Genomic DNA, 13033 nt, shown 5'->3' with positions numbered 1-13033 from the left:
GGGAGCGCGAGGGCGGGGCGGGGGCGGCCGGCGCTCAGCCCTGACCCACGCAGCCGGCGGGACGGCAACCGCCCTGGAGCTCGGGCGGCGGGCGCTCAGCCCTGGAGCAGCCTCTTCACCACGGCGGCGACCCGGCCGCCCTCGGCCTGGCCGGCCACCTTCGGGTTCACGATCTTCATGACGGCGCCCATGGCCCGCGGACCCTCCGCACCGGCCGCCTTCGCCTCCTCGACGGCCTGCGCGACGATCGCGTTCAGCTCCTCGTCGGACAGTTGCCTGGGCAGGTAGTCGGCGAGCACTTCGCCCTCCGCCTTCTCCCGCTCGGCCTGCTCGGAACGGCCACCCTGCGCGAAGGCGTCGGCCGCCTCACGGCGCTTCTTCGCCTCGCGGGTGATCACCTTGAGGACCTCGTCGTCGGACAGCTCCCGCTTCTCCTTGCCCGCGACCTCCTCCTTGGTGATCGCGGCGAGGGTCAGCCGGAGCGTCGAGGAGCGGAGCTCGTCGCGCCCCTTGATCGCGGCGTTGAGGTCGTCCTGCAGCTTCGACTTGAGCGTGGTGGTCATGGGCCCGATTGTCGCAGGTGCACGGCCCGCCACGCCCGCGGATTAACCCGGCGGCCGGTCTCGCCGCGGTCAACCGGTCTGAGACCATGGGCACATGCGCGCGCGATACGGAATTCCCCTGGGGATCTTGGCGGCCGGAGCCGCCGGCCTCGTGTACTCGGCGGGCTTCGAGGCCCGCTCGTTCCGCCTCCGACGGGTCACCGTCCCCGTCCTGCCGCCGGGCATGCGCCCGCTGCGCGTGCTGCAGGTCTCCGACATCCACATGGTGAGCGGCCAGCGCAAGAAGCAGCGCTGGCTCCAGTCGCTGGCCGGGCTGCGCCCCGACTTCGTAATCAACACCGGCGACAACCTGTCGGACACCGAGGCCATCCCGGACGTCCTGGACGCCCTGGGCCCGCTCATGGAGTTCCCCGGCGCGTACGTCTTCGGGTCCAACGACTACTACGGCCCCAAGCTCCGCAACCCCGCCCGCTACCTGCTGGAGAAGACGAGCGGGCGCCACGGCCTGAACGGCAACGCCCCGGCGGTGGGCGTGGTCCACAACCCGTGGGAGGACCTGCGGGACGGCTTCGACGCGGCGGGCTGGCAGAACCTGACCAACACGCGGGGCGTCCTCAAGATCGAGGGCGTGTCGATCGAGCTGACCGGTCTGGACGACCCGCACATCAAGCGGGACCGCTACGCACGGGTGGCCGGGGGCCCGTCGGACGCGTACGACTTCGCCATGGGCGTGGTGCACGCCCCCTACCTGCGCGTTCTCGACGCGTTCACGGCGGACGACTACCCGCTGGTCCTCGCCGGTCACACCCACGGCGGCCAGCTCTGCGTCCCGTTCTACGGCGCCCTGGTCACCAACTGCGACCTGGACGCCGACCGGGTGAAGGGCCTGTCCACGCACACGGCGGAGGGCCGTACGTCCTACCTGCACGTCTCGGCGGGCTGCGGCACCAACCGCTACACCCCGGTCCGCTTCGCGTGCCCCCCGGAGGTCACGCTGCTGACGCTGGTGGGCCGGCAGTAGGCACGCGGGCCGGGCGTCACTCGCCCGGCCCAGTCCGCATGGCCCGCCCGGGTGCCCGCTCCTAGCGTGAGGGCATGACCGCCCCGATACCCCGGGACATCCCGGACCTGCCCGCGGTCCCGGGACCGCCCGTACTGCTGCCCGCACCGGTGCCGGCCTCGGCGGTGGTGGCCCCGGTCCGCCGGCCCGCGATCGCGGTGTTCCGCCTCCTGACCGCCGTCGCGGCGGCGGGCGGCGTCGCGCTGGAGCTCCTGCTCGGCCCTCCGGCCCGCGTCCTGAGCCACTTCAGTGTCCAGGCGGGCATCCTGCTCACCCTGGTCATGCTGCTGTCGGCGTCGAGGACGTGGCGCGGCCGCCGCCCCGTTCCGTCCTCCCTGACGGGCGCCGCCCTCCTCTACGTCGTGGTGGGAGCGCTCGCCTACCACCTGCTCCTGGACCACACGACTCCCCCGTTCACCATGACCGGCGCGACGGGGGTCCCGGGGCGCTGGCACGCCCAGTGGACGGCCCTCCAGGTGCTGCACGTCCTGGTCCCGACGGCGGCGGTGGCGAACTGGCTCCTGCTCACCCCGGCGCCCCGCCTGCACCTCCGCCAGACCGCGGCCTGGCTGCTCTACCCCCTGGCCTACCTGGCCTTCACCCTCGTCCGCGCCGCCTTCCTCCCGGCCACGGACCCCTCCCGCTACCTCTATCCCTTCCTGGACGTGGCGGCCCACGGCTACCGGAGCACCCTGGCGAACGCCCTCCTGCTGGGCCTGGCGATATATGCCCTGGCCGTCCTCCTGGTGGCCCTGGACCACACCCGCCCGACCCCCATCCGCGACCGCGTCTGAATCGGATTTCGCCTACGGCCACCGGTGGGCTAAAGTAAACGACGTCGCCGCGAGAGCAGCGACACCGGGGTGTAGCGCAGCTTGGCAGCGCGCTTCGTTCGGGACGAAGAGGTCGTGGGTTCAAATCCCGCCACCCCGACGCCGTAGTACCAGGTCAGGGGCCTGATCCGCTTAGCGGGTCGGGTCCCTTCTGGGTTTCTGGGGCACCCTTGGGAGCCATTTGGGAGCCGGACCCGAAAATAGGGATCAGCCCCCTGCACAGCTCCACCGAGGGAACCGCCGTCACGTGTCGCTGCTCGGCTCCTGCGCCCAGGCGTCGTCATCCCAGCACCAACAATCCTTCGGATCGCCAAGCGCGCGCGGCACATCGGCACCTCCCCAAGGCACGGCGTGATCACGAAGGAAGTCCTCCGCCGCACTCATGGCTATCCACCGGACGGTGTACGCCTCCTCCGCCTCCCGGTGTGTTCCATCGTTGCCGTGAGCAGTCCAGCCCCAAGCACATCGGTCTGGAAGGTATGTGACCTCGGCAACTCCGCCGTACCTTTCCACCGTGATCTTCTCTGGTTGCCCCGAGCCGTCGTCGACCGCGCCGGGCCACTTCTTACGCGCTGCCTGCTTGGAGATCCCCCAGGCAGATCCCAGATGGCCATAGGTAGCGCCCATTCCCCCGCCCATCAGCGCAGCCTCTGCGGCAAGCACCTCAGCGGCTTCATGCACCCGCCGCAGGGCATGCAGGTAGGCGAGCTGCCAGTCTGCGAACAGCTCTGCCGTAGCGGAGGGTTCGTGTCCGTTGAACAGGCATTCCTGACCACGCGCCGAGATCCGACCCGCGATCTTGCGGGCAAGCTCCCTCAACTGGTCCTGCATCCAGGCTGCTTCGGCAGCATGAGGCGGACGCCACGGATCCGCCATGGCATCTGAATCGAACCAGAACTCGTCATCGCTCACTGAACGCATGGAGACAACCGTAGTTGTCGCAACGTGCCTGGTGAGGACAACCATGATTGTCGCAACGGGCCTGTCGCAGAGCGGGCTTCAAAGGTTTGATGTGCTCGGCTACTCGCCTCGAAGCCACAGAGAGGGGAGCAAAACTCCAGGTCACGCCTGCATGACCTGGCCTAGAGGAGGTGACCAGCCTTGACACCAAGGCCGGAAAGCGGGCGGATTGACTTGCGGTGCTAAGTAGCAGTTGCCCGAAGGTGGGCGCGCTCGAGTCACCGGGCAACCCACTTGCTTACGGTCGCTATTCGCCGTAGGCCCGAAGAATCGGAGAGGCCATGGCCAAGCACCTCAACTCTCACGTGGTTCCTGACGCTCAAGCGGCTTACCAGTCAGAACCGCCCTCACGCACGCCGGCCTTCGAGCTTCGTTGCGGCCCCTTGCACGTGACTCTTGATCGCGCACCGATCAAGTTGCTGGCACTCGGGAGCACGATGACGGCCGTTGCCATGGGAGCAACGAACTGGTTGCGCTGAAAGCCGGTCAGGGAGTGCTCCGCTTGCGGAGCACTCCCTGATTCTCATCGCTCGGGGCGATTGGGAGTCCCGAGCGACGAGCCCTCGTTTCCTACCAGCGTGCGCGCAGTAGATCATCCAGCACACGCACCGGTGACGTCGGGCGCCTCGCGAGCCGAGCGTCGAGTGCCATCTCCCACTGCTCGGTGAGACCGAGCATGAGGCGCTTGCGCATACCTGGGGTGACATGGGCGTAGCGTGCCGAGACCGAGCCGTCGATGTGGCCCATGCGTTCGTCCATGAGCACCTTCTCGGTTCCCAAGTCCTCCATCATCGTCCGGTGGGTGTGGCGAAGGCCGTGGGGCGTGAGCCCCTTGGCTATCGGGAGCCAGCAGGCGTCAGCCCGATCGCTGGCACCCCGTCCCCGGGCGGGGACGCCGGGCCACGGTTCGCCGAGCAAGGGCACCGGCCGTGGCTCCTGTGGCGCCTTCTTCGGGTACCAGCCAGAGACCGCCGGCGTGAACAACCAGGTCGCGAAACCGTTCCTGCGCCAGTGGGCGGCATGCTCCGGCACGACTCCGCCCCGCACGAATCCGAGGTCCGCGATGGCCTGCTCGACCTTCTCTCGCGTGGCCTCGGTGACGCGTTCTGGGTGGTTGAGGACGTTGGACACCGTGCCGGTCGAGACGCCGGCACGGCGGGCGACGTCGATGAGCTTCGCGCCCTGGTGGCCCCCGGTACGGGCCGCGCCCTGTCCTCGGAAGACGTAGGTCTTGCCGTGGCAGGGGCACGGCTTGGGCTTCGTGCGGGCGATGTGGTTGGCGACCAGCGCGGACAGCCAGTCCATCGAGTCGATGGTGCGGTAGCTGTCGTCCTTCGGCGGGCAGCGCACCAGCTCCCCCGTGTCGAGCTCGTACAGCTGCCACTCGACCCGGACGGCTCCAGGGCGGACGAACGCGGTCTCCAGGCCCACGATCTCGCCCCAGCGCATGCCGGTGTACCCCTTGAGGACCACGGCGACGAACTCGTCATCACGGCCGGAGAGCAGGGCGGCGCGCTCTGCGGTCAGCAGGATGCCGAGCGCGTCGGTGACCACCTTCTCCGGACCACGGTCTCGGGAGCGGCCGGCGCGTTTGCCGCGTCCGCGCCGCCGAGCGGCCGGGTTGGACGTGATCAGGCCCTCGTCGATCGCGTCCTCGAAGATCAGGTGGAGCGTCGAGCGCCAGGTCTTGACGCTGGAGGCCGCGTAGAGGGCCTTCTCCTTCTTCTCCCACAGGTCGACGTCCGTGCGCAGGATGCCGGCGAGCGCCTTGTCCTCGAACTCGGGGAGCAGGTGCTCCTCGATGTGACGCTTGTAGTTCTGCATGGTGGAGGCGGCCAGGTCCTGGGCCTCGTACCAACGGTTCGCGTACTCGCCGAAGGTCTCCTGGCCGAGGGCCGGGTCGCGCCAGTCGCCGCGACGGTACTTGTTCTCGGCCTCGGCCGCTGCCCGTTGGGCCTCGCCCTTGGTGGCGAACCTGATCGCCTTGCCGTTCTCGCCGACGACCGTGTTGTGCTTGCCGGGCGCGACCTTGTACCGGCCGCGCCAGTAGTTTCCTCGCTTCTCCGCGAAACCCAAGTCCCGCTGTCCCTCTCTTCCTTGTCCTCGGCTACTGCAGATGCGATCGGGTCACGCGACAGTGCTGTACTGCTGCTGTCGACGCGGCGGGCGGGCCCGCAGGCGAGTCGCCGGCGCCACGGCGGGGCGGCGACGTTGCGCGGAGTCGGTCTGCGTACCGGGCTCGGAGAGCGGCTCGGTCGCCCGGGCGGCTGTCTGCGCAGGCTGTGCCGGCCGCTCCTCGTAGAGGCGGATGATCTCGGCGAGGTGCTCGGCGGTGAAGCGGTAGGCGCGGCCGACCCGGGTGTGTGGGATCAGGCGCCGTCGCGCGCGGTCCTTGACCCACCAGGCCGAGCAGCCGAGGGTGACGGCGATCTCCTCGGGGCGGTAGAGGCGGGGTGGAGGGGCGTCGGACGGCCTGCGGGGGACGGGCGCGGGCGTGGGTCGGTGCAAGGGGGCGGCTCCTGGTCGCGAGGGCGGGGGGATGCGTGGGCGGCTCAGGTGGCGCCCGGGCCCTGGAGGAGGGCGAGGGGCGATACCTGCAGGGCTTCGGCGATGGCGACGAGGTCGTCGATATCGCATCGCCGCTTGGCGAGTTCGATGCGGGACAGCATCGTGTTGGACATAGGACGGCCCAAAGCGGTACATCGCGCGGCGAGTTGGCGCTGCCCAAGGCCGCGTTCCGTGCGGAGGATTTCGATGGTGCGAGCCGCCAGCATTCCTGCGGGTCCTATTTCCAGAGATCGTGCTGCCATGGCTCCAGTTGTAGCGTGCATTCGCCGGTTTGGTTAACCGGCGATCGTCGGCTATGTTGCGCCGCGCTCAATCGGTGAGCGAGGCGGTCGGGGTGCTGCGCAAGGCCGGATCCCCGAACGGGTCCCAACGCCAGAGACCCTCTCTGACGTGGGGTGTTGTGTTGTAGCTTCGCCGCGCACGGGGTGTCAACGGCTTCCGGATGTGATCCTTCCGGCTCGGGACTCGGGGCAACTATTTGGTCAACCGCCGATCGTGCCCTACCGTTTTCGCACCGCCCTCGCCGATTCGATTTCCAGCGGCATTTCTGCCGTGAGAGATTGCGCCGGATAGGGCTGGACTTGCGCGCCGTGGGTGTGGCTATGTTGACGACACCCCGGAAAGCACGAGCGGCCATCAACGCTCCCGCGTCAACGGCCGTACATTCCCGCCCTTCACACCCGTCTCCGCCCCCGACCGACGGTGAACCGTGGGCACCCAGCCCACCGGCCACCGAGTGAGGACCACCCCTCTTGGCACGAATCCGCACCATCAAGCCGGAAGCCTTCGTCTCCGAGTCCCTGGCCGCAGTCTCCCTGACCGCCGAGCGCACCTTCTTCGGCCTGCTCACCCAGGCTGACGACCAGGGCCGCCACCGTGACCACGCCGCGATCATCGCCGGGCAACTGTGGGTCCTTCGCCCGGAACACACGCCCTCCGCCGTCGAGCAGGACCTCGCCCAGCTCGCCGACGCCGGGCTGATATGCCGCTACAAGGGCCCGGATGACAAGCGCTACCTGCACATCGTCACCTGGCGGCAGCATCAGAAGATCAACCGCCCCAGCGCGAGCCGCCTGCCAGCCTGCCCGCGCCACGACACGCCGGCTCGCACCGCGTCCGGCGTCGGCACGCCGACTGCGGGGGCTGGCATCACGGAGCCCGCACCGCTGTCTCCCGGAGCCCTCCGTGAGGGCTCCGGGCAAGTACGCAACCCTGCGGTGAATCCCGCCCTGAATGGCGAACCTGCACGTCAGGACGATTTCACGGAGTCCTCCGCGAGGAAGCAGGGAGGGCTCGGCGAGGGAGCGGTGACGCCTCACGGTCCGGATCTAGGACCTAGGATCATGGATCTAGGAGATACCCCTTCGGGGGGCGCGAGCGCACCCGCACCTCGCACCGTCTCGGCCAACCAGCTCATCGCCGAGTACGCCGCCGCTTGCACACACCGGCCACCCAAGGACGTCCTGGGCCATCTCGGCCAGCAGGTGCGCAAGCTGCTCGACGAGGGCATAGCCCCCGATCACATCCGGGCCGGACTCGGACTACACCGCGCCAAGGGCCTGCACCCCAGCACGTTGCCGAGCCTCGTGCACGAAGCCATGAACGCGGCCCCCGCCGCGCCGGTTGTCCACAGGGCGTGGACAAACCCCGCCGATGTCGAAGCCGCCTACGGAGGTGACCTCTGACCGCCACCCTCACCCGCGAGCCCCACCGGGTCGGCCCGCTCGCCGACCGGCTCAACGGCATCCTTGCCAGTCGCGGCATCGACCTCGCCAGCGCGGCCGTCGAGGAAGGGCACGCCGAGCCCGTCACCGCGCTGGAACTCGCCGACGCCAGGATCCCCGCCCGCTACCGCCGCGCCCTGGCCGACCACCCGAAGGTCACCGCCTGGGCCGACGAGATCGCCCGCGCCGGACGCCCTGGTCCCGGCGGGCCCGGGATCGCCGAAGGCCCGTCACTGCTGATCGCCGGCCCCACGGGCACGGGCAAGACGTACCAGGCGTACGGCGCCATCCGCACCCTGCTCGCCCGTGGCGTCCGCCTGCGCTGGGAGGCGACCACCATCGCCGACTTCCACGCTCGCCTGCGCCCCCGCGCCGGCCATGACGCCGAACGTGAACTGCAGACCCTGGCACGCTGCCCGCTGCTGTGCCTGGACGACCTCGGTGCGGCCAAGACCAGCGAGTGGACCGAGGAGCTCACCTACCGGCTCATCAATCACCGCTACGAGCACATGCTCCCCACCCTCATCACCACCAACCTCCCGACGGAGCAGCTACGCGTCACCCTCGGTGACCGCGTCGCCTCCCGCCTCGCCGAGATGACCGAGCGCGTCATCCTCAAAGGCCCCGACCGACGACGCCGCACCGCGCCCTCCGCCTGACCGGCCTCCCCACCTGCCTCGCCGCGCCGCGCGCGCTCACGCCTGGCCTGCGCCGGCCCGCGCGGCAGGACCGCTCAACGCTCCGCCGTGGTCGTCCGGCCCTCCCCGGTTCCTCTACACCTTGGAGACCCTCCTGCCTTCTCTGACCCTCGTTTCCCTGGCCACCCGGAACAGCGGCACGCCGCTCCGCCCGGACTGGGTCACCTCCCCAGTGACAACCCTGGCGCTCCTCATCTCTCTCGTGCTGCTGGGCCTGCTCGCCGGATGGCTGATTCGCCAGCAGCGCCGCCGGCCGCCCGGCAGCAAACGCTGGCGCGGGACCGTCGCGGTGCCCGTCGCGGCCATGGCCGCGCTCGGCTGCACCGCCTACAGCGCGGACACCAGCTGGCGGTTCGCCGCCGACTACCTTGATATGGGCGGCACCGCCGAACGCGTCGCGATGTTCGCCGCCGCCGAGCTGGCCCTGTTCGCCACCGCCCTGATGGCCCGGCAGAACCTCAACGGCCCGAAGCAAGCACCCGGCCTGCCCGGCACCCTCACCTGGGTCATCACCGCCGTCCAGGTTCTGCCCGCCTACGCCGAGTCCGGGCTGGTCGGCGGCACCGTGCGAGCTTTCGTCGGCCCGGTCATGGCCGCGATGCTGTGGCACCTGGCCATGGGCATCGAGCTGCGCCACCGCACCCCCGACGCCGCCTCACGCGGCCTGGCCGCCGTCCTCGTCCGCCAGGCACGCGAACGCCTCCTGGCCCGGCTCGGGATCGCCGACCAGGACGCCGATGCTGCCCGCCTCATCCGTGAGCGCGCGCTGAGTGAAGCCGTCGCCCTGATCCTGCGCGCCGAGTCGATGACCGACCGCAAGCGCGGCAGGCGGCGGCAGCGACGCCTGACGGAACGTCTGCACGAAGCGCTGGAGCGGGCCGGCGTCGACGGCGACCCGCTCCAGGACGAGCTGCTGCTGCGCAAGCTCGCAACCCGCAAGCAGGCCCTCGGCCTCGCCTCCATCACGCTGCCGCCGCGCTGGCAGATTCCGGCCCCCAACCCTCTCCGTGAATCCGGGCACAGCCGCCCGCGCTACAGCCGCCCGGCACCACTGCCGCGGGCAGAGGAAGCTGCCCGCCCACACCCATCGGACGCGGGTGACGACGAGGTGCCTCCGGCTGCCCGCCCGGAGACTGCCCGCCCGGTGCCCGGGCTGTCCGCACGGGCAGAAGCCGAAGACAGCCCGGCGCCGACGGGCAACAGCCCGGGCAGCGTGTCGGGCAAGCGCGAACGGAAGGGGGCTGCCCGGAAGAAGCGCGACGCCGGCAAAGCCCGTGCCTCCGACGAGGTCATCCTCAAGCACGCTCGCCGCATCTACGAGGAGACCGGCAGCGTCGGCCGCGACCGGGTCGAGGACGCCCTGCGCGCCGCCGGCTACACCGTCTCCAGCGACGGCGTCGGACGAGTCGTCCGCGAGTTCAAGGCCCAGCTCAAGGCAGCAGCCGGCGATCCACTCCGCTGATCCCCGCCGCACCAGCACTCCCAACCAGACCCCTACCCGAAGGGCCCCATGCACGCCCCGCACCACGAAGACCCCATGCCCCACGAGGAATCCCTGCTGATCACCCCTGCCCCATCGGGAGCAAGTTGGTGCAGGAGCATCGCTCCCGTCGGGAGCAATGCTCCTGCCTCTCCCGCCCCGGGAGTGGCAGGAGCGGATCGGCACCGGGGGGCGCCGACCGTTGAGGATGCGACCGAGGGCGGATCGCATCCTGAGAGGGAGGAACCGCGCACGTGCCACAGCACCGACTGCGCTCACGCTGCCCCGTCGAAGCCCCGTGTGCAGCAGCGTGAGCGTCTGCGTGATGAGAAGAAGCGCGTGCGCCAGCCCAGCTGCCGCATGAACGACGACGAGTACCAACTCCTCGTCCGGGCAGCCGCCGAGTGCCATATGAGCGTGGCCGGGTTCCTTGCCCGCTCGGCTCTCAGCGCTGCCCGCGACCTGGAGCGCACCGCCGCCGACATCGCGGGCGAGAAAGAGATGCTGCAAGAGCTGTTCGCGCTGCGGCGGCACCTCGGGCAGATCGGCAACAACCTCAACCAGGTAGCCAAAGCGCTGAACTCCGGAGCCGACGCCCCGCAGGCCGCGGCCGTCCTCGCCGCCGTCCAGCGCGCAGCCAAGCGGGTCGACGCCTTCACCCAGCAGCACCTGGACAACCAGGCGGCTGCGTGATCCCGCGCGTCCACACCAGGGGCACGCGCACCATCGGCCTGCTCCACTACCTGTACGGGCCCGGCACGCACGAGGAGCACATCGACCCGCACCTGGTGGCCGCCTGGGACGGCCTTGCCCCCGACCCCGGCCGAGACCCCGACGCCACGTACGGCGATCTGCAGCGGCTGCTCGACCAGCCGGTCATGGCCCTGCCCGAGAGCCGGCGGCCCGCCGAGCACGTGTGGCACCTGTCGGTACGCGCCGCCCCCGAAGACCCGATCCTGTCGGACGAGCAGTGGGGCGAGATAGCCCGCAGGATGGTCGCCGCAACCGGTATCGCCCCCGACGGCGACGACGCCGCCTGCCGCTGGGCGGCCGTCCGGCACGCCGACGACCACATCCACATCATCGCCACCATCGTCCGCGAGGACGGCCGCCAGGCCCGCCTGCGCCAGGACGGCAAACGCTCCCAGGCCGCAGCCCGTAAGATCGAGATCGACTACGGGCTGCGCCGCCTCCACGCCGGCGACGGCACCGCCGCCCAGCGGCCCACGAGCGCCGAACGCCACAAAGCCCAACGGGAAGGCCGCAAGCGCACGGCGCGTGAGGAACTGCGCGAGACCGTGCGCCGCGCCGTCGCCGGCACCGCCTCCACGGAGGAGTTCTTCGACCGTCTGGCCGCCGCCGGTCTGCTGATCCGCAAGCGCATCGCGCCCTCCGGCGACCTGCTCGGCTACAAGGTCGCCCTGCCCGACGACCGCAACAAGGACGGTGAGCCGGTCTTCTACTCCGGTTCGAAACTAGCCCCCGATCTGTCCCTGCCCCGCGTCCGCGAACGCTGGAGGCTTCCCGCGAACGCTGATTCGGCGGACGGCTCCTACCCGGAGCAGCCCGCCCTGCCGGACGTGACCGGCCCCGCGTTCGCGCGCCGCCGGGCCACCGCCGCCACCTGGCAGGCCCTGCTGATCATCGACAACGGCGACGACGGCACAGCAGCGGCCCAGATCGCCGCGGCAGGCGAGGTGCTGGACGCGCTCGCCAAAACGTCCGCCGCCCCCACTCGCGCTGAACTCCGTGAGGCGGCCTTCGCGTTCGAGCGGGCCAGCCGTTCCCACGTGAGGGCCGTACGCGGGCATGACCGGGCCCTGCGCCAGGCTGCCCGCGACCTCGTCCACAGCGGGCCAGCCCTCGGCCGAGGGGAAGACGGCGCCACCACCGCGATGCTCATCGACATGGCCTTCTTCCTCGCCACCGCCGCGGCGAACTGGCACGCCAAGAAGCACCACAGCCAGCAGGCCGCAGCAGCCCGACAAGCCGCCGAACATCTGCACGCCGCCTACCAGGCCGCCGCAGGGGAGCCCATGGCCGCCCTCAGCCATCGAGGCCGGCGCCTGGCCCCGCGCCTCCGGCAGCGGCAGGCCGACCTTGTTCGCCAGGTGCTGCCGGAGCTGGCAGAACGGATCCGGGCCGAGGACGGCTGGCCCGCACTGGCCGCAACCCTCGACGACGCCCGGAAAGCCGGCCACGACCCGGCCGCCCTACTGACCGAAGCCGCCCGACGGCGCGAGCTCGACAGCGCCACCTCCATCAGCGACGTCCTCGTCTGGCGCCTGCGCCGCAGCGCCCACCTGCCCGCCGTGCCCGAAAGCTCCCACGAGACGCCCGCCCGAGGCAGTCGGCGCCAGGGGCCCTCGGCGCCTGGCACGCCGCTGACGCAGGGCACCGTGAACCATTCCAGCCGCCGCCGCTGACCGGAAAGCGTCGCAACATAGCCGACGATCGCCGGTTGGGCAAAACGGCGATCCTCCGGACCATTGATGCCTCCACTCACCCACTCCCATGAGGAGCACCCGTATGCCCAAGACCCAAGCCCGACCGGAGATCGTCGTCCTGCTCTGCGACACGGACGTCGAGCGCCAGCGTGAGACCAGCAAGTGGTACCACCTCGACGGGCGCCCGTTCAGTAAGGACGAGCTGCGCCTCCTCCGCAGGGCCACTCGCGCCGAGTTCGACGAGATTAGGACGCAGCACAAGCGATACGAGGACTACCGGCGCACGATGGACGAAGCTCCGGATGCCCTCGACCAGTTCCTGGCCCCGTTCTGGGAGCGACTCGACGTGAAGAGGCTCGGCAACGCCGTCGAGCTCATGAATGAGGACGAGCGAGCCGAGCTCGATCGCCTCCTCGGGCTCATCGTCGACCCAATCCGCCCCTTCACCCCCTACGCGTTCTGACCCTGAACCCCGCGCCGATACGTACCCAACGCGCTGGTGACCGGCTCCAAAGACCGATCTGGCATCTGACACAGAGGCGTGTGCGTCCCATGCGATAGCCGGTAGGACTCGTCACGCCGAACGAAGCACCAGGCGTGGAGGCGGACCGCTCTCAACAACTCAGACCGTGACGCACGAGGACGCCGACCAGGGCACAGCAGCATGAGGCCGGGCCTCCCCGAGGGGAGGCCCGGCTTC

The 13033-nt window shown here is 70.4% G+C and carries 13 protein-coding genes and 1 tRNA gene; 9 read left to right on the top strand and 5 right to left on the bottom strand.

What is annotated here, in order from left to right:
- Positions 1-95: 95 nt before the first annotated feature.
- The gene (locus ACZ4K2_RS27580) at positions 96-563 is read right to left on the bottom strand and encodes a GatB/YqeY domain-containing protein (protein WP_467468022.1); all 468 of its coding nucleotides are present in this window, start codon (positions 561-563) and stop codon (positions 96-98) included.
- Positions 564-657: 94 nt separating this feature from the next.
- Between ACZ4K2_RS27580 and ACZ4K2_RS27575 the strand changes: the two genes are divergently transcribed.
- The 3 genes from ACZ4K2_RS27575 (at position 658) to ACZ4K2_RS27565 (ending at position 2556) form a co-directional block, all read left to right on the top strand.
- On the top strand, positions 658-1584 hold the full coding sequence (locus tag ACZ4K2_RS27575; RefSeq protein WP_467468025.1) for a metallophosphoesterase: 927 nt from the start codon (positions 658-660) through the stop codon (positions 1582-1584).
- A gap of 74 nt (positions 1585-1658) precedes the next feature.
- Complete coding sequence (locus ACZ4K2_RS27570) at positions 1659-2417, top strand: Pr6Pr family membrane protein (protein WP_467468028.1); 759 nt, start codon at positions 1659-1661, stop codon at positions 2415-2417.
- Positions 2418-2482: 65 nt separating this feature from the next.
- Positions 2483-2556, top strand: a tRNA-Pro gene (locus ACZ4K2_RS27565).
- A 143-nt stretch (positions 2557-2699) separates the two neighbouring features.
- On the opposite strand, the gene ACZ4K2_RS27560 is transcribed toward ACZ4K2_RS27565, so the two are convergent.
- From ACZ4K2_RS27560 to ACZ4K2_RS27545, 4 genes are all read right to left on the bottom strand, one after another.
- Positions 2700-3377, bottom strand: a complete 678-nt coding sequence (locus tag ACZ4K2_RS27560) for a hypothetical protein (protein ID WP_360819460.1) — start codon at positions 3375-3377, stop codon at positions 2700-2702.
- A 609-nt stretch (positions 3378-3986) separates the two neighbouring features.
- Positions 3987-5492: a LacI family DNA-binding transcriptional regulator gene (locus ACZ4K2_RS27555; RefSeq protein ID WP_360819457.1), complete on the bottom strand. Its 1506-nt coding sequence runs from the start codon at positions 5490-5492 to the stop codon at positions 3987-3989.
- A 51-nt stretch (positions 5493-5543) separates the two neighbouring features.
- Positions 5544-5924: a helix-turn-helix domain-containing protein gene (locus tag ACZ4K2_RS27550; RefSeq protein WP_360819454.1), complete on the bottom strand. Its 381-nt coding sequence runs from the start codon at positions 5922-5924 to the stop codon at positions 5544-5546.
- Between the two features lie 44 nt (positions 5925-5968).
- Positions 5969-6226, bottom strand: a complete 258-nt coding sequence (locus tag ACZ4K2_RS27545; RefSeq protein WP_087774237.1) for a helix-turn-helix domain-containing protein — start codon at positions 6224-6226, stop codon at positions 5969-5971.
- A gap of 510 nt (positions 6227-6736) precedes the next feature.
- On the opposite strand from ACZ4K2_RS27545, the gene ACZ4K2_RS27540 reads away from it, so the two are divergent.
- The 6 genes from ACZ4K2_RS27540 to ACZ4K2_RS27515 all read left to right on the top strand — a co-directional run bounded on the left by ACZ4K2_RS27540 (position 6737) and on the right by ACZ4K2_RS27515 (position 12796).
- Complete coding sequence (locus ACZ4K2_RS27540; protein WP_360819450.1) at positions 6737-7669, top strand: hypothetical protein; 933 nt, start codon at positions 6737-6739, stop codon at positions 7667-7669.
- A complete protein-coding gene (locus tag ACZ4K2_RS27535) occupies positions 7666-8367 on the top strand; it encodes an ATP-binding protein (protein ID WP_360819491.1) in 702 nt (233 codons plus the stop codon). The genes ACZ4K2_RS27540 and ACZ4K2_RS27535 overlap by 4 nt, the downstream gene beginning before the upstream one ends.
- A gap of 211 nt (positions 8368-8578) precedes the next feature.
- Positions 8579-9868 (top strand): hypothetical protein, encoded by a 1290-nt coding sequence (locus tag ACZ4K2_RS27530; RefSeq protein WP_360819447.1) that lies wholly within the window; start codon positions 8579-8581, stop codon positions 9866-9868.
- Between the two features lie 357 nt (positions 9869-10225).
- A complete protein-coding gene (locus ACZ4K2_RS27525; protein WP_360819443.1) occupies positions 10226-10579 on the top strand; it encodes a plasmid mobilization protein in 354 nt (117 codons plus the stop codon).
- On the top strand, positions 10576-12312 hold the full coding sequence (locus ACZ4K2_RS27520; protein WP_360819440.1) for a relaxase/mobilization nuclease domain-containing protein: 1737 nt from the start codon (positions 10576-10578) through the stop codon (positions 12310-12312). The genes ACZ4K2_RS27525 and ACZ4K2_RS27520 overlap by 4 nt, the downstream gene beginning before the upstream one ends.
- A 103-nt stretch (positions 12313-12415) precedes the next feature.
- Entirely contained in the window at positions 12416-12796 is a 381-nt protein-coding gene (locus ACZ4K2_RS27515; RefSeq protein ID WP_360819437.1) for a hypothetical protein, read from the top strand.
- The last annotated feature ends 237 nt before the right edge of the window (positions 12797-13033 follow it).

The sequence above is a fragment of the Streptomyces sp. NPDC025833 genome (assembly GCF_055558055.1).
This window is presented reverse-complemented; position numbering and strand designations above follow the sequence as displayed.

Coding starts and splice junctions, on each gene's coding strand:
- ACZ4K2_RS27560 (WP_360819460.1), bottom strand. CDS start 3,377: ATGCGTTCAGTGAGCGATGACGAGTTCTGGTTCGATTCAGATGCCATG.
- ACZ4K2_RS27515 (WP_360819437.1), top strand. CDS start 12,416: ATGCCCAAGACCCAAGCCCGACCGGAGATCGTCGTCCTGCTCTGCGAC.
- ACZ4K2_RS27575 (WP_467468025.1), top strand. CDS start 658: ATGCGCGCGCGATACGGAATTCCCCTGGGGATCTTGGCGGCCGGAGCC.
- ACZ4K2_RS27580 (WP_467468022.1), bottom strand. CDS start 563: ATGACCACCACGCTCAAGTCGAAGCTGCAGGACGACCTCAACGCCGCG.
- ACZ4K2_RS27545 (WP_087774237.1), bottom strand. CDS start 6,226: ATGGCAGCACGATCTCTGGAAATAGGACCCGCAGGAATGCTGGCGGCT.
- ACZ4K2_RS27570 (WP_467468028.1), top strand. CDS start 1,659: ATGACCGCCCCGATACCCCGGGACATCCCGGACCTGCCCGCGGTCCCG.